We start from the raw sequence: 19,454 nt of genomic DNA, 5'->3' as shown, positions 1-19,454 counted from the left end.
GGATATGGGATGTCGTCCAGATACATGGACACAGGTCACCCCTTCACCGCCCCACTCGTCAGACCGCGCATGAACTGCCGCTGGAAGGCGAGGAACGCGATGATCGACGGCAGCAGCGCCAGCAGCGTGGCCGCCAGCAGCACGCCGATGCCCACCTCCTCGTCGGAGCGGAGCGAGCGCAGCGCGATGGGCAGCGTCCACATGCTCGACTCGGGCGCCACGATGAGCGGCAGCAGGTACTGGTCCCAGATCATGGTGAAGCCGAAGACGCCGATCACGCCGAGCGCGGGCCGGCACAGCGGCAGGATGACGGTGAAGAACGTGCGCAGCTCGCCCGCCCCGTCGATGCGCGCGGCCTCCTCCAGCTCGACCGGCACCTCCTTCATGAACTCCGTCATGACCAGGATCGAGAAGCCCCAGGCGCCGACCGGCAGGATCATGCCCGCGTACGTGCCGATCAGGTTGAGGTTCAGCAGCGGCATGTCGGCCAGCACGAGGGAGAGCGGGATCGCGATGATCTCCTCGGGCATCATCATCGTGGCCAGCATGATCAGCATGACCACGCCCATGCCGCGGAACCTCTTGCGCGCCAGCGAGTAGGCGGCGAAGACGCTCACGATCATCTGCAGCAGCAGCCCGAACCCGACCACCACGAAGGAGTTGAACAGATAGAGATAGACGTTGCGGTCGGCGGCGTGCACGAAGTTGTCGAACGTGAACTCGTCCGGCCACCAGGTGAAGGAGGTCGGGTCGAGCGTCTTGTTGAAGGCGCTGATCAGCAGCCCGAGCAGCGGCCCGGTGAACACCACCACCATGCCCGAGTAGAGCAGGATCTTGCCCGCGGTGGCGAACGGCCCGCGCCGCGACTCCAGCCCCAGCGCGCTGTCGAACCTCATCATGCCGCCTGCCTCCTGCGCATGAGCTGGACCAGTACGGTGAGCACGAGCGTGGCCGCGAACAGCACGATCCCGCCCGCCGAGGCGATGCCCAGCTCGCCGGTCTGGAAGCCGAGCTTGTAGATGAGCGTCATCAGCACCTCGGACGAGCCGTTCGGCCCGCCGTTGGTGAGCACGTACACCTCGACGAACACGCGCAGGCCACGGATGGCGGCGAGCGTGAACAGGATCCAGAACACCGGCCGCAGCGCGGGCAGCGTGATGTGCCGCAGCCGCCTCCAGGTGGACGCGCCGTCCACCGCCGCGGCCTCGTACAGCGTGCGGTCGATGCCGACCAGCCCGGCCAGGAAGATCATCATGTCGTACGGGGTGCCGCGCCAGATGTTCATGACCATGATCGACAGCAGCGAGGAGTCCTCGTCGGCCAGGAACGGCTGCGGGGCGATCCCCACCCAGCCGAGGATCATGTTGAGCGTGCCGGTGTCGCCCGGGTGGTACATGATCCGCCACACCTCGGCGACGGCCGCCATGGTGACCACGACCGGCAGGAAGGCCGCGGTCCTGACGAACCACAGATACCTGGCCGGCCCCTCGATCAGGAGCGCGAGGCCCAGCCCGAACACGATCGAGCCGGCCGTGGTGCCCAGCGCCAGCACCAGGCTGTGCCAGATCGCCGAGCGGAAGGCGTCGTCGGTGAGAATGGTCGCGTAGTTGTCCAGCCCGACCCAGGTGCTGTCGATGTAGCGGATCTCCTGGAGGCTCATCGTCAGCCCGGTGAACATAGGGATGAACTTGAAGTACAGGAACAGCAGCAGGGCGGGCGCCAGGAAGGCCCAGGCGATCAGCGGCCCCCGCCAGCGCGCCCGGCGGGGCGGCTGGCCGGGGGCGGCGGCCCGCGGTGGCGGCGCCGTGGTCAGCGTCGGGGTCATGATGCCTTTTGACTCTGCAGTTCCTGGGTCAGCTTGGTGTTGAGCGCGTCCATCTCCGCCTTGACGTCCTTGGCGCAGTCGGCCCACACCGTGTTGATCGAGTCGGCGGAGGTCTGCCGGATCGGCGCCCAGTTCGGCACCGGGTGGGCGTAGACGGCGTCGGCGTAGGCGTCCTGGAACACCTGCCAGCGCGGGTCCTGGCGCTCGGCGGCCATGTCGACCTCGGAGCTGACCGGCAGGCGGACGATGGCGCCGTTGGCGTCCTTGTTCATGCCGATCCGCTGGCCTTCGGCGGAGATGGCGAACTCGGCGAACTTCTTCTGGCCCTCGGTGTTGCCCGATCCGGCCATCAGGTAGACGTTCTCGCCCTCGCCCAGCGTGCCGGGGCCGCCCGACGGGCCCTTGGGCACCGGGTAGACCTCGATCTTGTCGGTGCCGATGCTGTCCACGAACCGGGCGAGCACGTACGGGCCGGTCAGGTAGATGCCGCCCTGGCCCTTCTCGAACACCTCGTGGGTGACCGTGGTGTCGTTGCTGACCGCGCCCGGGTTGACGGTCTTGGTCTTGCAGAACTGGTCCTGGAGGAACTGCACCGCCTCGACGGCCTTGGGGTCGCTCATGGCGGAGGTGAACGTGCCGGAACCTGACGGGGAGACGAAGTCGCCGCCGTTGCCGTAGATGAACGAGGAGGCGTACCAGGACGCGTAGCCGCGCTTGGTGCTCGCCGGGATGACGAAGCCGGCGGTGTCGTTCTCGCCGTTGCCGTCGGGGTCCTTCTCGGTGAAGGCGGTGGCCAGCGCGGCGAGGTCCTCCCAGGTCTGGGGGATCTCCATGCCGACCTTCTCGCGCCAGTCCTTGCGGGCGATGATGGCGAAGGCCTGCGCGGAGAACGGGGCCGCCCATGTCTTGCCGTCGCTCGCGGTGGCGGCCTTCCAGGCGAGGTCGGAGACCTTGTCGCCGCCCGCCAGGGAAGCCCGGTCGACCTCGGTCAGCCAGCCCTGGGTCTGCATGTTGCCGATCTGGGCGGTGTCGTTGATGACGATGTCGGGCAGATCGCGCTGCGCCGCCTGCTGCTGCAGCTTGGTCTCGAAGTCGTCGAAGAGGGCGACCACCTTGGTCTGGATCCCGCTGGCCTTGGTGAACGCCTCGGCGAGGCGCTGCGCTGTCTTGGCCGACTCCGAATCGGGCGCCTGCCTGATCCAGATCTCCAGCGCGTCGTCCGTGCTTGAGCTTGTTCCCCCGGAGCCGCAGCCTGTCAGCGTAACGGCCAGGGTCGTGGCCAGCGCGACCCCGAGCAGACGACGTGACATAAGACCGCCTCCTGTTCACATATGTGACAAGTGTCGTGGATGTGGGCGAGTCTTGAAGAAAGTAACCAGTGACACACATCACGGTCAATATTCAAGAATGTGAATCTGGGCCAGTGTTGTGTACAACGGGGGAATGCGCATTCTCATGACCGGCGCCGCAGGGAAAGTCGGCACGCTGCTCCGTCCCCGTCTCGCCCGTGACGGCCGGACGCTGCGCCTGTCGGACCTGGCGCCGCTCGAAACCGGACCCGGCGAGGAGCTGGCCGTGGCCGACCTCACCGACGAGCTGGCCATGGCCGCCGCGATGCGGGACGTCGACGCGGTGCTCCACCTCGGCGGCCAGAGCCGCGAGCATCCGTGGGCCGACATCGTGCGGGCCAACATGGACGGCACCTACGTGCTCATGGAGGCCGCCCGCGCGGCGGGGGTCGGGCACGTGGTGCTGATGAGCAGCCACCACGCCGCCGGCTTCCACACCCGGCCGCCCTCCGGCGGGGAGCTGGCCGACTACGCCTTCCCGCGCCCCGACACGTACTACGGCGTGAGCAAGCTCGTGATGGAGGGGCTGGGCAGCCTCTACCACGACAGGTTCGGCATGCACGTGACCGCCATCAGGCTCGGCACCTGCAACGAGCGCTCCGCCGACACCCGCGGCCTGGCCACCTGGATCTCACCGGACGACCTGGCCCGGCTGGTGGAGGCCGCGCTGACGGCGACCGGCTTCCACGTCGTGTGGGGCGTCTCCGACAACGCCCGCAGGTGGTGGTCGCTGAAGGAGGCGGAGGCCATCGGGTACGAGTCGCGCGACAGCTCCGAGTCGTACGCCGCGGAGATCATCGCCGAGCAGGGCGAGCCGGACCTGAGCGACCCGTTGCACGACCGGGTCGGCGGGGTCTTCACCTTGAAGGAGCTCGGCGGCTCCTGGTGACCGTTTCTGCTCGATAGCCGCCCCGACCGATCAGGTCAGGGCGGCTGTCGGCATGCCCGGACTCTTTCGCCGCGAAGTGCAACCGGTTGTAGTGGAGGTGGGTCAGAGCGAAAATGTTAAGAACGCGTATCCACCCTCATCTCCCCTCTGAGCAGGCACTATTCAGTTGGCGATATATCGGTAACGGCTTTGTAACACCTGCAAAGGGTTGACGAAACTTTTCGCCTCCTTATAGGAATGCGCTATCCGATCCCGCCGTGCCGGGCAGGGCCTGGAAGAGGGATGTATGTCCGAATCAATCTCTGTCACCCCGGAGCGACCCCCCGCCGCCCCGCGGGAGGCCGCTCGACCCCCGGGGCGTCGCCGCCGGACGACCTATGCGAACGTCCACAGGCGCCGGGAGGCCCGCACCGCGTACGTCTTCCTCGCGCCGTGGTTCGTCGGCCTGTTCCTGATCACCGTGGGGCCGATCCTGGCCTCGCTGTACCTGTCGTTCACCGACTACAGCCTGCTGGAAGAGGCCCAGTGGGTGGGCTGGGACAACTACTCGAAGCTGTTCTTCGAGGACACCCGGTTCATCCAGTCGCTCAAGGTCACCACCATCTACGTGGTCGTGTCGGTGCCCATGCAGCTCGCCTTCGCGCTGGCGCTGGCGCTCGCGCTCGACCGGGGCCTGCGCGGGCTGTCGTTCTACCGCTCCATCTACTACCTGCCCTCGCTGCTGGGCGGGAGCGTGGCCATCGCCATCCTGTGGCGGAAGATCTTCGGCACCGACGGCCTGGTCAACGCCGTCCTCGCGATCTTCGACATCGAGGGGCCCGGCTGGGTGTCCGACCCGGACACCGCCCTCGGCACGCTGATCCTCCTGCACGTGTGGACGTTCGGCGCGCCCATGGTGATCTTCCTCGCCGGACTCCGGCAGATCCCGCAGAGCTACTACGAGGCGGCCGCGGTCGACGGGGCCACCAAGCTCCGCCAGTTCCGCTCGATCACGCTGCCGCTGCTCACGCCGATCATCTTCTTCAACCTCGTACTCGAAGTCATCAAGTCCTTCCAGTCGTTCACGCAGTCGTTCATCGTCAGCGGCGGCAGCGGAGGACCGGTCGACTCCACGCTCTTCTACACGCTCTACCTCTACCTGAAGGGCTTCAAGAGCTACGAGATGGGCTACGCGGCCGCCATGGCGTGGGTCCTCCTGCTCCTCATCGCCGGACTGACCGGCGTGAACTTCCTCGCGTCGAAGTATTGGGTCTTCTATGGCGACACGAAGTAACCGGGTGCCGTTCCTGTTCCGCCCGCTACCGCGGGGCAGCCGGCTGCTCAAGCACGCGTTGCTGATCGGCTTCGGCCTGATCATGCTCTATCCGCTGCTGTGGATGATCTCCAGCTCGCTGAAGCCGGAGGACCTCATCTTCCGCGAGCCCGGCCTGTGGCCCAGCGCGGTCACGCTGGACAACTACAGCGACGGCTGGACGGCGCTCAAGCACAGCTTCGGCTACTACCTGTGGAACTCGGCCGTCATCACGGGACTGTCCGTGGCGGCCAACCTGGTCGCCTGCTCCCTGGCCGCCTACGCCTTCGCCCGGCTGAACTTCCCCCTGAAGAAGGTGTGGTTCGCCATCATGCTGGGCTCGATCATGCTGCCCTACCACGTGACCGTCGTGCCGCAGTACATCGTGTTCGCCAACATGGACTGGATCAACACGATCTGGCCGCTGGTGGTGCCCAAGTTCCTGGCCACGGACGCGTTCTTCATCTTCCTGATGGTGCAGTTCATCCGGACGCTGCCACGGGAGCTGGACGAGGCCGCGGCCATCGACGGGGCGGGCTACTGGCGGATCTTCCTGCAGGTCATCCTGCCGCTGTGCATGCCGGCGCTGGCGACGACCGGCATCTTCACCTTCATCTGGACGTGGAACGACTTCTTCAGCCAGAACCTGTACCTCACCAACTCCGACAACCTCACGGTGGCCGTGGCGCTGCGGCAGTTCCTGGACTCCAGCGGAGAGTCGTCCTGGGGTCCGATGTTCGCGATGTCCATCGTGTCGCTCGGGCCGATCTTCGGGTTCTTCCTGGCGGGACAGAAGTACCTGATCCGCGGGATGGCGACCACTGGCCTGAAGTAGTTCCTCTTCACCCCCTGTAACCCCCAAGAGGAGGTAGAGCTGTGAAACTCGGCTCTCGTAAGACGATGTGGGTCGCCGCGCTGTCGGCGGCCATGCTGACCGCGGCCGCCTGCGGCAGCGGCGACGGCGGCGAAGGAGGAGGCGGCGGTGGCGACGGCGGCAAGGTGTCGATCACCTTCGCCTACTGGGGCAGCGACGCCCGGCAGAAGCTGACCGACCAGGCCATCCAGAAGTTCGAGGAGAAGAACCCGACGATCGACGTCGAGGGCGACTTCTCCAACTGGGACAGCTACTACGAGAAGCTCGCCACCAAGGTCGCCGCCAACGACGCGCCTGATGTGCTGAGCATCGAGATCCGCGGCCTCAGCGAGTACGCCGGCCGCGGCGCGCTGATGGACCTGGCCGGCAAGCTGCCCACCGCGGACCTCGACCAGCAGGTCCTGTCGAGCGGCCAGATCGACGGCAAGCAGTACGCCATCCCGACCGGCGTCAACGCCTTCTCCATGCTGGCCAACCCGGCCGCGCTGGAGAAGGCCAAGAAGGAACTGCCGGACGACACCACGTGGACCTGGGACCAGTGGGCCGCGCTGGCCCAGGAGATCTCGGCCACGGGCGCCGCCACCGGTGCCGAGTACAACTTCAACCCCGCCTGGCTGCAGATCTACGCGGCCCAGCGCGGCGAGAAGTTCTACGACGGCACCAAGATCGGCATGTCCGTCGACACGCTGAAATCCTGGTGGGCCATCCACCAGAAGCTCATCGAGACCAAGGGCTCGCCCGACGCCGCCAAGAGCGAGGAGATCGGCGACACCGGTCCCGAGCAGTCGCTGCTCGGCACCAACGAGGGCGCCATGGGCATGTGGTGGAGCAACCAGCTCAACGCCCTGACGAAGTCGTCCGGCCAGGACATGACGCTGCTGCGGATGCCGAAGCTGGAGGGCGCCACGACCAGCGGCATGTTCCTGCAGCCCGCCATGTTCTACGCCGCCTCGGCCAAGACGGAGAAGGCGGACGCCGCGGGCAAGTTCATCGACTTCCTGGTCAACGACCCCGACGCGGCCGGCATCCTGCTGAGCGACCGCGGCCTGCCCACCAACTCCAAGGTGCTCGCCGCCGTCAAGGACAAGCTGCCGCCCGCCGACCAGAAGACCCTGGCCTTCATCGACGAGGTCAAGAGCGAGCTGAGCCCGATCGAGGCGCCGCCGAAGGGCGCGCTGGAGATGGAGGACATCCTGGAGCGCGCCAGCGAGGAGGTCGTGTTCGGCAGGGCCACTCCGGACGCCGCCGCGGCGAAGTTCCTGGAGGAGGCGAACGCCGCCATCGCCGGCTGACCAGCCGGCGACCGGCCGGGGGCGCACCGCCCCCGGCCGCCCACCGCGACTCGGGGAGAGAGCACTTGAGCACCAGGTACGCCTTCGTCGGCCTCGGGCACCGCGCGCAGATGTACGTCGACGCGCTGCTGGGCGACTGGCAGGACACCGGGACCATCGTCGGCCTGTGCGACGTCAACACCACGCGCATGGCCTACTACGCCGAACGGATCGGCCGCCCGGTGCCGTGCTTCGCGCCCCGGGAGTACGGCAAGATGCTGGAGCTGGCCGACGCCGTCGTGGTGTGCACGGTCGACGCCACCCACGCCGAGTACGTCGTCGCCGCGCTCGACGCCGGCCTCGACGTCATCGTGGAGAAGCCGCTCACGGTCGACGCCGAGGGCTGCGCGGCCATCGCCGAGGCGGCCGAGCGCAACCCGGGCCGGCTGGTCGTCACCTTCAACTACCGCTACTCGCCGCGCAACTCGGCGGTGCGGAAGCTGATCGGCGAGGGCGCCATCGGCGACGTCACCTCGGTGCACTTCGAGTGGGCGCTCGACACCATCCACGGCGCCGACTACTTCCGCCGCTGGCACCGCGAGCGCGCCCACTCCGGCGGGCTGCTCGTGCACAAGTCCACCCACCACTTCGACCTGGTCAACTGGTGGCTCGGCTCGGCGGCCGAGCTGGTCTTCGCGCAGACCGACCTGCGCTTCTACGGCCAGGCCCGGCCGCGCGGGCCGCGCCCGGCACGCGGGCAGGGCGCCCCGGGTCTGGGCAGCGACCCGTACATCCTGGACATCTCCCAGGACGAGCGCCTCAAGCGGCTCTACCTGGACGCCGAGCACGAGGACGGCTACATCCGCGACCAGGACGTGTTCGCGCCCGGCGTGACGATCGACGACACCATGTCGGTGCTCGTCCGCTACGCCAACCGGGCGATCCTCACCTACTCGCTGACCGCGCACGCGCCGTTCGAGGGGTACCGGGTGGCGTTCAACGGCACCGAGGGGCGGATCGAGCTGGAGGTGTGCGAACGGTCCTGGACCCCGCCGCACGCCGCCGTCGACCCGAGCGCGGCGAGCAAGGAGCACGCGGCCGGCTCCTGGGAACGGCTCATCCTGCACCGGCACTGGCAGGAGCCCGAGGAGGTGCCGATCGAGCAGGGCGCCGGCGGCCACGGCGGCGGTGACCGGCTGCTGCTCGACGACGTCTTCCGCGGCCCCGGCGACGACCCGCTCGGCCGTCCGGCGGGCTACCGGGACGGCATCCGCAGCGTCCTGGTGGGCGTCGCGGCCAACCGTTCAGCCGCCACCGGCCGCCCCGTCCGCCTCACCGCCGACGGCACCCGCCTCGCCGGCGCCTGATCCGTACGAAGAGGAGATGCGTCTGACTCCTCACAGTGCTTTCTCGTACGAGTCATGAGAGGTGAGATGCGGCATCTAGGGGAGTTCGCCGGGCTTGTGGAGGTGGCGGGAAGGCAAGGGGAGCTGTTCCCGGACGCGCCCGCCGGGCCGGAGCTGCGGGCCGCCGCGCGCGAAGCCATCGGCACGCTCGACCTCACGGCGGGAGACGTACGGGTGGAGCGCACCTGGACTGCGGACGGGCTGGACGGCGAGGAGCTGTCCTGGGACGTCGGCTACGGCCCGCGCACCCGGGCCTACCTGCTCAGGCCGCACGGTCACCGGGGCGCGCTGCCCGGCGTGGTGGCCCTGCACTGCCACGCGGGCATGAAGTGGGCGGGCAAGGAGAAGATCGCCGACGGTCCCGAGCCGCCCACCCCCGAGGTGCGGCGGCTGCGCGGCGAGCTGTACGGCGGCCGGGCGTTCGCCTCCGAGCTGGCCAGGCGCGGCTTCGCGGTGCTGGCGCACGACGTGACCGGGTGGGGGAGCCGCCGGTTCCCGCTCACGGACATGCCTGACCGGGTGACGGCCCTGGCCCCGGACGCCGGGCTGTCGGAGGCCGACCGCTACGACGTGGCGGCGGGCCACCACGAGCACGTCCTGGAGAAGTACTGCAGACTGCTGGGCACCTCGTTCGCGGGCGTGGTGGCGGGCGAGGACCTGGCCGCGGCGGCGTACCTGCGGGGCAGGCCGGACATCGGGCCGGTCGGCTGCGCCGGCCTGTCGGGCGGCGGCCTGCGGGCCGCCCTGCTGGGCGCCTTCGACCCGGGCGTGCGCGCGGTCGTGGTCGCCGCGATGACCTCGTCCTACGCCGACCTGCTCGACGGGTACGTGGCCTCGCACACCTGGATGCTCTTCCCGCCCGGCCTGTCGCGGGTCTGCGACTGGCCCGCGCTGGTCGCGTCCGGAGCGCCGCGACCGCTGCTGGCGCTGTACGCGGGCGACGACCAGCTGTTCCCCGAGCGGGGGATGCGCCGCGCCCACGAGGCCATCGCCCGCCGCTACCCCGACGGCGGCTACGAGGGCCGGTTCTTCGACGCCCCGCACGCCTTCGACGTCCCGATGCAGGAGCACGCCTTCACCTGGCTGGCCGCCGAACTGCGCCCTGAACCCCGCTGAAAACACGACCCGTACGACCCCGACCCGTACGACCCGCACGGCACGGCGGCGCGGGCCCGGCGTGGCACCGCGCCGGGCCCGCGGGTCAGCGGCCCGTGGCCAGCTCGGCCGCCTCCTCGCGCGACAGGCGCCCGTCGACGACCACGACCGACACCTTCCTGTCGAGCCGGGCGTCGAACGACAGGGGGGTGTCCCAGGCCAGCGCGGTGCCGACGCCCGGATACTCGGCCACCCGCACGAACCACGGGTCGGCGTCCTGCGCGAACAGCAGCGTCCACGCCTCCGACGACAGCGCCAGCCACGGCGCCCGCGAGCCGTGCACCCGCTCCTCGCCCTCGGCCGCCGCCGTGAACACGCGCAACCCGGGCGAGCCCGCCGGCGCGCGCCAGAAGAACCCGCCGTAGCCGGCGCCCGCCCGCCCCTTCGTGGCCGAGCTGCGCACCGTCAGCGGCGCCCCGGTCAGGTTGTGCAGGGTGAAGCCGAACTCCAGGACCCACCCACGCGCCGCTGGACGGGCCCGTACGGTGCGTTCCTCGCGAACCAGGGCGTCTTCCCCCGGCCGCAGCCACGAGAGCGTCTCGGTGAAACCGGCGGCGTCGCGCTCGGTGAAGGCCAGGTGCCGCTGGACGCCGTGGTCGTCGAGCCAGGTCGGCCCCTGGTCGCGGACGTAGGTGCGCCCGCCCCAGAAGTTGCGCCCGCCCAGGTCCGTCACCGCGAGCCCGGCCCCGAGGTGGTGCGGGTGGTCGGCCGGACGGACCTCGGTCACCACGGTGCCGCCGAGCGTGCGCACCGGGTGCAGGTAGGGGCGGGGCGCCGCGGTCAGCGGCAGGTCGGGGCTGGTCACGTACTCGGCGACGGGAGAGCCGCCCACCACGAGCGGCGTCGCCCAGCTCAGGCCCAGCTCGGAGAAGAGCGCCAGCTCCGAGGCGCACCTATCGACGACGGACGCGATGCCCGGCAGCACCCGGCCCTCGCCGGACAGGTCCTGGTGGTCGTCGGCGATCGGCAGCGGGTCGGGCGCGACCCTGATCGCCTCCATCACCTCCATGAACCCGCCCGTGCGCTGGATCGGCACCAGCAGGGGGACGCCCGACCGTACGTGCTCGACGAGGTTGACCAGCAGGTCGGTGCGGTCGAAGCGCTGGACGGGCCCGTCGTCCACCTGGACCTCGTCCATCGTGTAGACGAACCGGATCCGCCCCTTCTCGCCGTGGACGAGCACGTACGGCTCGTCCCGCTCGGCCGCGCAGAGCGTGACCGCGGCCACCAGCGGGGTGCCGCCGGCGAGCGTGACGCGGACGGCGGAGGTGTCGTCGGACTCGATCCCGTTGGCGTGGAAGAGCTCGGTCTCCACCGAGGCCACCGCGCCGCGCTCGTCGGCCCCGGCCACCGCCAGCGCGGTGGCCAGCGCGTGCGCGAACGGGTTCGTCAGCGCGCCGTCCACCACGTCCACGCCGTCGAGCACCCGCCTGCCCGCCCACGGGCTGCGGGTGAAGTACGCGGCGGGGCGCGGCCACGAGCCGGCCACGCCGATGCCGGTGACGCGGCCGATCGCGCCGCCCGCGATGAGCTCGCGCACCGCGGGCACCGCCGCGGAACCGAGGCTCTGGAACCCGACCTGGCAGGCCAGCCCCGCCTTGGCGGCGGCCCGCTCCATCCGGTCGAAGTCCGCCAGCGTGGCCGCCGTCGGCTTCTCCACCAGGACGTGCGCGCCCGCCTCCAGCGCGGCCAGCGCCAGCTCGGCGTGCGTCGGGATGGGCGTGGCCAGGATCGCGATCCGGGCGCCGGTCCGCTCGATCAGGCCGGGCAGGTCGGCGGAGATATCGGGGGAGCCGAGACCCGCCAGGCTCTCCGGCGGGACCGGCCGCACGTCGCAGACCCCGGCCAGCTCGACCAGCCCGGTCAGCCGGCGCAGCCGGTCGAGATAGTGGGAGCCGAAGCCCTGGGCTCCGGCGAGCACGACACGCATGTCACCTCCAGCGGAGGCCGAGGCCCCGGTGCTCGCCGGCGCGCAGCTCCGCGCCGTCCACCCGGACAGGGTACGGCTCGGCGAGCAGCCCCAGCGCGGCGAACGAGGCGTCCTCGACGTCCTCGGCCATGGACGGCAGCGGCAGCGAGAGCGCCAGCTGCCCCGACAGGTCCGGCAGCAGGTGCGGGTAGACCGGCACGTCGAAGGCGCGGGCCAGCTCGGCGATGCGCAGGAACGGGGTGATGCCGCCGACCCTCACCACGTTCGGCTGCACGACGTCGCAGGCCCCGGCGGCCAGCAGGTCGCGGAAGCCGTAGACCGTGTAGACGTTCTCGCCGACCGCGATCGGCACGTGCGCCGACCGGCGCAGCTCCACGTGCGCCGCCACGTCGTCGGCCGGCAGCGGCTCCTCCAGCCAGTGCAGGCCGTACGGGGCGAGCGCGTCGGCCGCGCGCCGGGCGGTGTGCAGGTCCCAGCGCTGGTTGGCGTCCACCATCAGCAGCGTGTCCGGGCCGATCACCTCGCGGACGGCGGCCACCCGCGCCACGTCCTCGCGCACGTCCGGCCGGCCGACCTTGATCTTGACGGCGGGGTAGCCGGCGGCCTTCCACCGGCCCGCCTGCGCCACCAGTTCGTCCAGCGGGTAGTGCAGGTTCACCCCGCTCCCGTACACCGGGACGGACTCCCTGCGCCGGCCCAGCACGTCCACCAGGCCGCGCTCGCCGCAGCGCAGGTCCCACAGCGCCAGGTCGACCCCGGCCAGCGCGATCGTGGTGATCCCGCCCGGCCCGGCCTCGCGCAGGTGCCGCCAGAGCCGGTCCCACACCACCTCCGGGTGCGGGTCCAGGCCGATCAGCGCGTCGCGGATGTCGTGTTCCAGCAGCGCGCGCACCGCGTGCGCGCCGATCTGCGGCGTCCAGGAGAACCCGGTGCCCACCCGCCCGTCGGCGAGCGTCACCTCGACGACCAGGACGTGGTTGGCGGGCACGTCGGGCCCCCACGGACGGCGCAGCGCGACCGTGCGCGGGGTGACCGTGAGGTCGCGGATCACGGCGTGCCGATCAGCGAGCGTCCGTGCTTGATCAGCGACTCCAGCTCGGCCACGTCCTCGGGCGCGGCGTCGACCAGCGGCGGCCGGACCGGCCCCACGTCCAGGCCGCCCAGCCGCACCCCGGCCTTGACCAGCGCGACCGCGTACCCGGGCACCTTCGAGCGCAGCCGGACGAGCGGCTCGTAGAACTCGGTCAGCAGCCGGTGCTCGCCGTTCAGGTACGCGGTCGCGATGTCGGGCGCGAAGGCGAAGACCGCCGAGGAGTACAGCTCGACGCCGAGGCCCCGGTAGGCGCCCATGGTCAGCTCGGCCGTCGGCAGGCCGTTGAAGAACGTGAAGCCGTCGCCCACCTCCTTGCGTACGGCCAGCATCGAGCGCTGGATGAGGTCGATGTCGCCCAGGCCGTCCTTCAGCCCGACCACGCCGGGCACCCGGGCCAGCTCGACCACCTGCTCGGGGGTGAGCACCACCGAGCCGCGCTGGTAGATGATCACCGGCAGGATCGCCGCGATCTCCCGCACGTACGCGACGAACCCGTCCGAGGTGCCCTTGGCCAGGTAGGGCGGCATCAGCAGCAGGCCGTCCGCGCCCGCCTCGCGCGCCGCTCCGGCCTGCGCGAGCGCGGCGCCGAGCGGCCCGCCCGCGCCGGCGAACACCGGCGCCCGGCCGGCCGCCGTCTCGACGGCGACCCGGACGACGGCGGCGTGCTCGGCCTCCGACAGGGAGGAGAACTCGCCGGTGCCGCACGCCGCGAACACTCCGCCGGGCCCGTGGTCGAGCCCCCGTCCGATGTGCTCGGCCAGCACCTCCTCGGCGAGCTTGCCTGACAGGGTGAAGGGGGTGATGGGGAAGAAGAGGACTCCGCTGAGGTTCATCAGATCTCCAGTTCGGTGCGCCAGCTGCGCTTGGCGGTCCAGCCGAGCATGCGCTCGGCCTTGGCCGAGGTGAACGCGGGAAGAGTGTCGGTGAGCGCGGACGCGTGCTCGCTCGTGCCGGGCATCACGGCGGGGAGCAGCTCCGCGAGGGGGCGGCGGGCCAGCGCGTCGGCCGCGCCGGCGAAGAACACCTCGCCGCTGGGCAGGCCGGGCAGCCGCTCGATGAGGGTGGCGATCATGTCGGAGGCGTCCCTGGCGTCGATGTAGTTGAACAGCGAGACACCGGCGATCTCCGGCAGGTCCAGGCGTTCCAGAATCGTGTGGCCCGACTGGGTGGGCGCGCCCGCCCACTCCTCGGGCGCCACCACGAAGCACGGCCGCACCGCCGCGAACCGCGTCCGCGAGCTGCGCGCGAACGACGCCATCGTCTGCTCGGCGACCACTTTGGACAGGTTGTAGGCGTTCCACGGCGACGTCGGGTGGTCCTCGTCGATCGGCAGATAGCTCGGAGCCCAGCCGGAAGGCGACCCGTAACCGATCACCGTGGGACTGCTGGCCACCACTACCCGGCCCACGCCCGCGTTGCTCGCCGCCTCGCACACGTTGAACGCCAGCTGCGTGTTGGTGCGGAAGATCACGCCCTCGGTCCGGCTGAACGGGGTCGCGATGGCCGCCAGGTGGACCACGACGTCGGGCCGGAACCGCGCCATCACGTCGTACGCCTCGCCCAGGTCGGTGAGGTCGGCCGGGAGGGTGGCCGCCGCGTCGTCCGGGGTGCCGGCGGTGACGTCGACGCCGATCACTTCGTGACCTGCCTGCGCCAGCGAGGTGACCAGGCTTCGCCCCAGCCTTCCGGCGCTGCCCGTCACCAGTGTTCGTGTCATCGCTCGTTCACCCTTCCGCAGGGGTCATTACCGCAACCGGTTGCAAAAAGTATTGAGGTGCCGTCGGCAGAACGTCAAGCCGACTCGTCTCAGCCTGCGGTGTCGCCGCTGGCCTCATGCGCGGTAGCATGAGTTTTCGGCGCTCGGCCCTCGCGAAAGAGGCCCGTTGACAGCGATACAAGCGCTTGCATTAATGTACTTGGCATGCTCGGAGGCCCAGCGTGGCGGTGACCATTCGTGACGTGGCGGAGGCATCAGGCGTACACGTCTCCACGGTGTCGCGCGCCTTCTCCGCCCCCCATCTGGTCAACCCGGTCACACGCACCCGCGTGCTCGCCGTCGCCGAGGATCTCGGCTACCGGCCCAACCGGGCCGCCCGCGCGCTGACCACGGGGCGCACCCACAACATCGGCCTGATCGTGGCCGACATCGCCAACCCGTTCTTCCCGCCGCTCATCAAAGCGGCCCAGGCGCAGGCCAGGCTCCGCGACTACCACGTGTTCGTGGCCGACACCGACGAGGACCCGCAGGTCGAGGAGGAGCTGATCCAGACCCTCACCAAGCAGGTCGACGGCGTGCTGCTGTGCAGCCCCCGGCTGACCAACAAGACGATCGAGCGGCTGCGCGAAGAGGTGCCGTTCGTCGTGGTGAACCGCAGGGTCAAAGGCATGCCGACGGTGCTCATGGACGTCGGCCGCGGGGTCAGGCTCGCCGTCGAGCACCTCACCGGCCTCGGCCACCGCAGGCTCGCCCTGGTGACCGGGCCCAGCGGGTCGTGGACCAGCAAGGAGATGCAGGCGGCCGCCGCCGCCATGAGCGAGGCCGACGTCACCTTCCTCGGCCCCAACCCGCCCACCGAGCTCGGCGGCCTGGCCGCCGTCACCGACGTGATCGCCTCCGGCGCCACCGGGGTGCTCGCCTACAACGACCTGGTCGCCATAGGCTTGATCGAAGGGCTGGCCGAGCGGGGGGTCGACGTGCCCGGGGAGATCAGCGTGATCGGCGTCGACGACATCGTGCCCGGCCGCCTGAGCCGCCCCAAGCTGACCACCATCGCGATGCCCACCGCCGCCGCCGGCCGCATCGCCGTCGACCTGCTGCTCGGCTCGGTCGACTCCGAGGCCACCAGCGGCGTCACCGTGCTGGAGACGAGCCTGATCGTCCGCGAATCTACGGGAGAGGCCCACACATGAACTTCGGAACGCTGCCCTCGGGGGAGCGCGTCGAGCGCCACGAACTGACCTCGGGGCGCCTGCGCGCGGCGGTGCTCTCGTACGGGGCCATCCTGCAAACGCTTGAGGTCGACGGCGTCAACGTGGTGCTCGGCCTGCCGACCCTGGACGACTACCTGACCCGCAGCCGCTACTTCGGCGCCGTGGTCGGCCGCTACGGCAACCGCATCGCGGGCGGCCGCTTCACGCTCGACGGCGTCGAGTACCACCTGCCCGTCAACAACGGGCCCAACAGCCTCCACGGCGGCACCGAGGGCTTCGACAGCAAGGTCTGGACGATCCGCGACGTCACCGGCTCGGCCATCACGCTCGCGCTCGTCAGCCCCGACGGCGACCAGGGCTACCCCGGCACGCTCACCGCCTCCGTCACCTACACGCTCGACGGCGACGCGCTGCGCATCGACTACACCACCGAGACCGACGCGCCCACCGTGGTCAACCTGACCAACCACTCCTACTTCAACCTGGCCGGCGGCGGCGACGTGCTCGGCCACGTGGTCCGCATGGCGGCCGACCACTACCTGCCCGTCGACGGCGACAAGATCCCCACCGGCGAGGCGGCCCCGGTCAAGGGCACCGTGTTCGACTTCACCACCCCCCACGCGATCGGCGAGCGCTTCGACGGCGCCTACGACCACTGCTTCGTCCTGAACGGCGACATCACCGTGACCGAGCCGGGCAGCGGACGCACCATGGAGGTCACCACCACCGAGCCCGGCGTCCAGTTCTACGCGGGCGGCATGCTCGACGGCGACGCCACTCCATACGGCCCGCACGCCGGGTTCTGCCTGGAGACGCAGCACTTCCCCGACTCGCCCAACCAGCCGGCGTTCCCCTCGACCGTGCTGCGCCCCGGCGAGGTCCGCGCCTCCACCACCACCTACCGCTTCCCGGGTTGATCAGGGGAGAGCCGGCGTAGCCCGCAGCACCAGCAGCGCCACGTCGTCCCTCGACGGGGCGCCGGCGAAGGAGTGGACCGCCTGCCGCACCCGCTCGGCGACGGCGTGGGCGCTCAGCCCGGTGCAGCCCGACAACAGCCTGGACAGCCCGTCGTCGTCGTCGAGCAGCCGCTTGCCGTCGCGCCGCTCGGTCACCCCGTCGGTGACGCACAGCAGCACCTCCTCGGGCGCGAGCTCGAACGACTCCACGAAGAACCGCACGCCGTGCTCGACGCCGAGCAGCAACTGCGGCGAGGCCACCTGCTCCACCTCGCCGTCGGTGTGCAGCAGCAGCGGCGGCACGTGCCCGGCCGAGGCGATCGTGCACCGCGCCCCGCCCTGCGGCAGCGGCGTCAGCTCCCCGCACAGCAGGCTGAGAAACCGGCCCTCCTCGTCCTCCTCCAGCAGCGTCCGGTTGAGCCGGTCCAGGATGTCGGCCACGGTGTAGTTCTCCTTCGCGAGCAGCCGCACGGCGTGCCTGGCGAGCCCGGTGACGGCGGCCGCCTCCGGCCCGCTGCCGCAGACGTCGCCGAGGGCGAAGCACCAGTGGTCGGCCACGGTGAACAGGTCGTAGAAGTCGCCGCCGACGTGCGCGCCCTCCTCGGCCGGCTCGTACACGACCGCGGACTCCAGGCCGGGCATCGGCGCCATCCGCACCGGCAGCAGGTTGCGCTGCAGCGCCTTGGAGGTGGTGGCCTGGCGGGTGTAGAGCATCGCGGTGTGCAGGTTGAGCGCGATCAGGCGGCACAGGTCGGCCAGCAGCTCGGCCAGCTCCAGCGGCAGCGTCGGCTCGCTCCGGCCGATCACCAGCGCGCCGTGGGCCCTGCCCTGGGTCAGCAGCGGGAACGACAGCACGTTCCCGCGGCCGACCGGCCAGGTGACCTCGCTCAGCGGCGTGCGCGGGAGGGCGGGCAGCGACGTGCGCAGCTCGGCGTTGTGCCGCTCCTCCCGGTGCCACACGTGCGCCAGCCGCGTCATGCCCGCCAGGTCGGTCAGGTAGACCGCCGCCCAGGTGGCGATCTTGGGCACCACGAGCTGCGCGGCCAGCGCCGCGAGCAGCTCCTCGTCGTGCACGCCCGCGAGCAGCTCGCCCGCCTCGGCGAGGAACGACAGCCGACCCCGGTGCGCCCGGTCCTGCTCGGCCAGCCGCTCCCGCTGCACGGTGCCGGCCACCTGGTCGGCGATGTGCCGCAGGCTCGCGGCCAGGTCCTGGTCGAACCGCCCCGGCTCGGCGGCGGTCACCGCCAGGTGGCCGATCACCTCGCCCGCCACCACCAGCGGCGCGCACGCCAGCGACCTGGCCCGCAGCCGCTGGGCCAGCTCGACGTCGGCGGCGAGCAGGTCGTCCACCACCGCCGGCGCGCGCCGGTCGGGGGCGAACACGCCCGCCGCGACCACGCCCACCAGCCCCGCCGCCTCACCCGCCCCCGCCGCCACCCCGAACCTGTTGCCGGAGTCGGCGCGCAGCAGCACGTACGCGGCGTCGCCGGCGCTGGAAAGCTGGACGATCCGCGCGATCGTGTCGAGCAGCTCGGCGAGCGGGCGGTCGCGGTCGAGCAGGTCCTTGATGCGCCGGCCGGCCTCCCGCCTGGCGGGTGAGGGCGGCGAGGCCAGCACGAACCCGTGGTCGCCGCCCACCACCATCCAGATCGCCCTCCGGTGCTCCGGCCTGCCCCCGGTGCGCAGGTGGGAGACGTAGACGGGGACCAGCCGCCCGTCGCGGTGGCGCATCCGCGACTCCCCGCGCCAGCGGCCCAGCGCGAGCGCGTCGGACAGGGCCGGCGCGTCGGGGCCGTGACCGTCCCAGTCGACCAGGTCCTCCAGCGGCCGGCCCGCCGCCTGCCGCGCCGTCCAGCCGAGCAGGGCCTCGGCGTCGGCGTTCCACGAGATCACCCGCCCGCCCGCGTCGGCGACCAGCACCGCCACCCGCAGCGCGTCCACGGGCTCGCGCGGCGCCGGGATCGAGGGCGGGCACGGCTCCTGGGCGTCGGCGAGCTCCATCCGCACCCAGACCCGCTTCGCGCTCCTGGTGTACGTGACGCCCCAGGCGTCGGCGAGCATGCCCGCCAGCGCCAGGCCACGCCCGGAGGTGGCCATCTCCTCGGCGGGAGGCGGCACGTCCAGGACGGTCCGGCCGGGCTGCTGGTCGTCGACCTCGATCTCGAGTTTGGGCGGCACCGCCTCGGCGTCCAACCGGCAGGTCAGCTCGACGCCGGTGCCGGCGTGCACCACCGCGTTGGTGACGAGTTCGCTGGTCAGCAGCACGGCGTCCTCCGCCAGATGGCTCAGGCTCCACTCGCCGAGCACCTGGCGGACGAACCGTCGCGCCGCCGCCGGGGCATGGGGAGTGCCGTCGAAGGAGGTGCTCGACACCCGGGTCGTCTCCACTGTGCGTCCTAGAACATCACTCGATGTGGCAGTTCGGTCACTCTCAGGGTGGCAGACCGGGAGCCCGCGCTCCCTCCACTTGGGAAGAAGGCCGAG

The 19,454-nt window shown here is 71.0% G+C and carries 16 protein-coding genes; 8 read left to right on the top strand and 8 right to left on the bottom strand.

The features are described 5' to 3' along the window. Positions 1-35 precede the first annotated feature (35 nt). Genes FR742_RS27255 through FR742_RS27245 form a run of 3 tightly spaced genes read right to left on the bottom strand, consistent with a single transcriptional unit; the run spans position 36 to position 3,135 of the window. Entirely contained in the window at positions 36-899 is an 864-nt protein-coding gene (locus FR742_RS27255) for a carbohydrate ABC transporter permease (RefSeq protein ID WP_261808764.1), read from the bottom strand. Then, positions 896-1,825 (bottom strand): carbohydrate ABC transporter permease, encoded by a 930-nt coding sequence (locus FR742_RS27250; RefSeq protein ID WP_148033577.1) that lies wholly within the window; start codon positions 1,823-1,825, stop codon positions 896-898. The genes FR742_RS27255 and FR742_RS27250 overlap by 4 nt, the downstream gene beginning before the upstream one ends. Further along, positions 1,822-3,135 carry a sugar ABC transporter substrate-binding protein gene (locus tag FR742_RS27245; RefSeq protein WP_148033576.1) on the bottom strand — a complete coding sequence of 438 codons (1,314 nt, stop codon included), beginning with the start codon at positions 3,133-3,135 and terminating at the stop codon, positions 1,822-1,824. Before FR742_RS27245 ends, FR742_RS27250 begins: the two co-directional genes overlap by 4 nt. A 133-nt stretch (positions 3,136-3,268) precedes the next feature. Between FR742_RS27245 and FR742_RS27240 the strand changes: the two genes are divergently transcribed. The 6 genes from FR742_RS27240 (at position 3,269) to FR742_RS27215 (ending at position 10,021) form a co-directional block, all read left to right on the top strand. Next, entirely contained in the window at positions 3,269-4,063 is a 795-nt protein-coding gene (locus tag FR742_RS27240; RefSeq protein ID WP_246639590.1) for an NAD(P)-dependent oxidoreductase, read from the top strand. Positions 4,064-4,349: 286 nt separating this feature from the next. Further along, complete coding sequence (locus FR742_RS27235; protein ID WP_148033575.1) at positions 4,350-5,336, top strand: carbohydrate ABC transporter permease; 987 nt, start codon at positions 4,350-4,352, stop codon at positions 5,334-5,336. Then, on the top strand, positions 5,320-6,189 hold the full coding sequence (locus FR742_RS27230) for a carbohydrate ABC transporter permease (RefSeq protein ID WP_148033574.1): 870 nt from the start codon (positions 5,320-5,322) through the stop codon (positions 6,187-6,189). The genes FR742_RS27235 and FR742_RS27230 overlap by 17 nt, the downstream gene beginning before the upstream one ends. 41 nt (positions 6,190-6,230) lie before the next feature. Next, positions 6,231-7,520 carry an ABC transporter substrate-binding protein gene (locus FR742_RS27225; protein ID WP_222709066.1) on the top strand — a complete coding sequence of 430 codons (1,290 nt, stop codon included), beginning with the start codon at positions 6,231-6,233 and terminating at the stop codon, positions 7,518-7,520. A 65-nt stretch (positions 7,521-7,585) separates the two neighbouring features. Further along, the gene (locus tag FR742_RS27220) at positions 7,586-8,866 is read left to right on the top strand and encodes a Gfo/Idh/MocA family protein (protein WP_148033573.1); all 1,281 of its coding nucleotides are present in this window, start codon (positions 7,586-7,588) and stop codon (positions 8,864-8,866) included. Between the two features lie 54 nt (positions 8,867-8,920). Then, the gene (locus tag FR742_RS27215; protein ID WP_148033572.1) at positions 8,921-10,021 is read left to right on the top strand and encodes a dienelactone hydrolase family protein; all 1,101 of its coding nucleotides are present in this window, start codon (positions 8,921-8,923) and stop codon (positions 10,019-10,021) included. 85 nt (positions 10,022-10,106) lie between these two features. Here the strand turns inward: FR742_RS27215 and FR742_RS27210 are convergent, their stop codons facing one another. The 4 genes from FR742_RS27210 to FR742_RS27195 are packed head-to-tail and all read right to left on the bottom strand — an operon-like array spanning position 10,107 to position 14,800. Beyond that, positions 10,107-11,990, bottom strand: a complete 1,884-nt coding sequence (locus FR742_RS27210; RefSeq protein WP_148033571.1) for a DUF6807 family protein — start codon at positions 11,988-11,990, stop codon at positions 10,107-10,109. 1 nt (position 11,991) lies between these two features. Beyond that, positions 11,992-13,038: a mandelate racemase/muconate lactonizing enzyme family protein gene (locus tag FR742_RS27205; protein WP_372452413.1), complete on the bottom strand. Its 1,047-nt coding sequence runs from the start codon at positions 13,036-13,038 to the stop codon at positions 11,992-11,994. Then, complete coding sequence (locus FR742_RS27200) at positions 13,038-13,916, bottom strand: 5-dehydro-4-deoxyglucarate dehydratase (protein WP_148033569.1); 879 nt, start codon at positions 13,914-13,916, stop codon at positions 13,038-13,040. The genes FR742_RS27205 and FR742_RS27200 overlap by 1 nt, the downstream gene beginning before the upstream one ends. Continuing rightward, positions 13,916-14,800, bottom strand: coding sequence for an NAD(P)-dependent oxidoreductase (locus FR742_RS27195; RefSeq protein ID WP_148033568.1), 885 nt, complete (start codon positions 14,798-14,800; stop codon positions 13,916-13,918). Before FR742_RS27195 ends, FR742_RS27200 begins: the two co-directional genes overlap by 1 nt. A 221-nt stretch (positions 14,801-15,021) precedes the next feature. Between FR742_RS27195 and FR742_RS27190 the strand changes: the two genes are divergently transcribed. Both FR742_RS27190 and FR742_RS27185 read left to right on the top strand, forming a co-directional pair. Beyond that, entirely contained in the window at positions 15,022-15,993 is a 972-nt protein-coding gene (locus tag FR742_RS27190) for a LacI family DNA-binding transcriptional regulator (protein ID WP_148033567.1), read from the top strand. Then, positions 15,990-16,931: an aldose epimerase family protein gene (locus tag FR742_RS27185; RefSeq protein WP_148033566.1), complete on the top strand. Its 942-nt coding sequence runs from the start codon at positions 15,990-15,992 to the stop codon at positions 16,929-16,931. Before FR742_RS27190 ends, FR742_RS27185 begins: the two co-directional genes overlap by 4 nt. On the opposite strand, the gene FR742_RS27180 is transcribed toward FR742_RS27185, so the two are convergent. After that, a complete protein-coding gene (locus FR742_RS27180; RefSeq protein WP_187281329.1) occupies positions 16,932-19,358 on the bottom strand; it encodes a SpoIIE family protein phosphatase in 2,427 nt (808 codons plus the stop codon). Positions 19,359-19,454 lie beyond the last annotated feature (96 nt).

The sequence above is a fragment of the Nonomuraea sp. C10 genome, from assembly GCF_008017515.1.
GTDB classification, from domain to species: domain Bacteria; phylum Actinomycetota; class Actinomycetes; order Streptosporangiales; family Streptosporangiaceae; genus Nonomuraea; species Nonomuraea ferruginea.
The sequence above is the reverse complement of the archived record's forward strand: the minus strand, read 5'-3'. Positions and strand labels throughout refer to the sequence as shown.

What these genes read in the sequence shown, in the direction of transcription:
- FR742_RS27200 (WP_148033569.1), bottom strand. Translation starts at nt 13,916, where the DNA reads ATGAACCTCAGCGGAGTCCTCTTCTTCCCCATCACCCCCTTCACCCTG.
- FR742_RS27235 (WP_148033575.1), top strand. Translation starts at nt 4,350, where the DNA reads ATGTCCGAATCAATCTCTGTCACCCCGGAGCGACCCCCCGCCGCCCCG.
- FR742_RS27240 (WP_246639590.1), top strand. Translation starts at nt 3,269, where the DNA reads ATGCGCATTCTCATGACCGGCGCCGCAGGGAAAGTCGGCACGCTGCTC.
- FR742_RS27230 (WP_148033574.1), top strand. Translation starts at nt 5,320, where the DNA reads ATGGCGACACGAAGTAACCGGGTGCCGTTCCTGTTCCGCCCGCTACCG.
- FR742_RS27250 (WP_148033577.1), bottom strand. Translation starts at nt 1,825, where the DNA reads ATGACCCCGACGCTGACCACGGCGCCGCCACCGCGGGCCGCCGCCCCC.
- FR742_RS27215 (WP_148033572.1), top strand. Translation starts at nt 8,921, where the DNA reads ATGAGAGGTGAGATGCGGCATCTAGGGGAGTTCGCCGGGCTTGTGGAG.
- FR742_RS27255 (WP_261808764.1), bottom strand. Translation starts at nt 899, where the DNA reads ATGATGAGGTTCGACAGCGCGCTGGGGCTGGAGTCGCGGCGCGGGCCG.
- FR742_RS27210 (WP_148033571.1), bottom strand. Translation starts at nt 11,990, where the DNA reads ATGCGTGTCGTGCTCGCCGGAGCCCAGGGCTTCGGCTCCCACTATCTC.
- FR742_RS27195 (WP_148033568.1), bottom strand. Translation starts at nt 14,800, where the DNA reads ATGACACGAACACTGGTGACGGGCAGCGCCGGAAGGCTGGGGCGAAGC.
- FR742_RS27245 (WP_148033576.1), bottom strand. Translation starts at nt 3,135, where the DNA reads ATGTCACGTCGTCTGCTCGGGGTCGCGCTGGCCACGACCCTGGCCGTT.
- FR742_RS27185 (WP_148033566.1), top strand. Translation starts at nt 15,990, where the DNA reads ATGAACTTCGGAACGCTGCCCTCGGGGGAGCGCGTCGAGCGCCACGAA.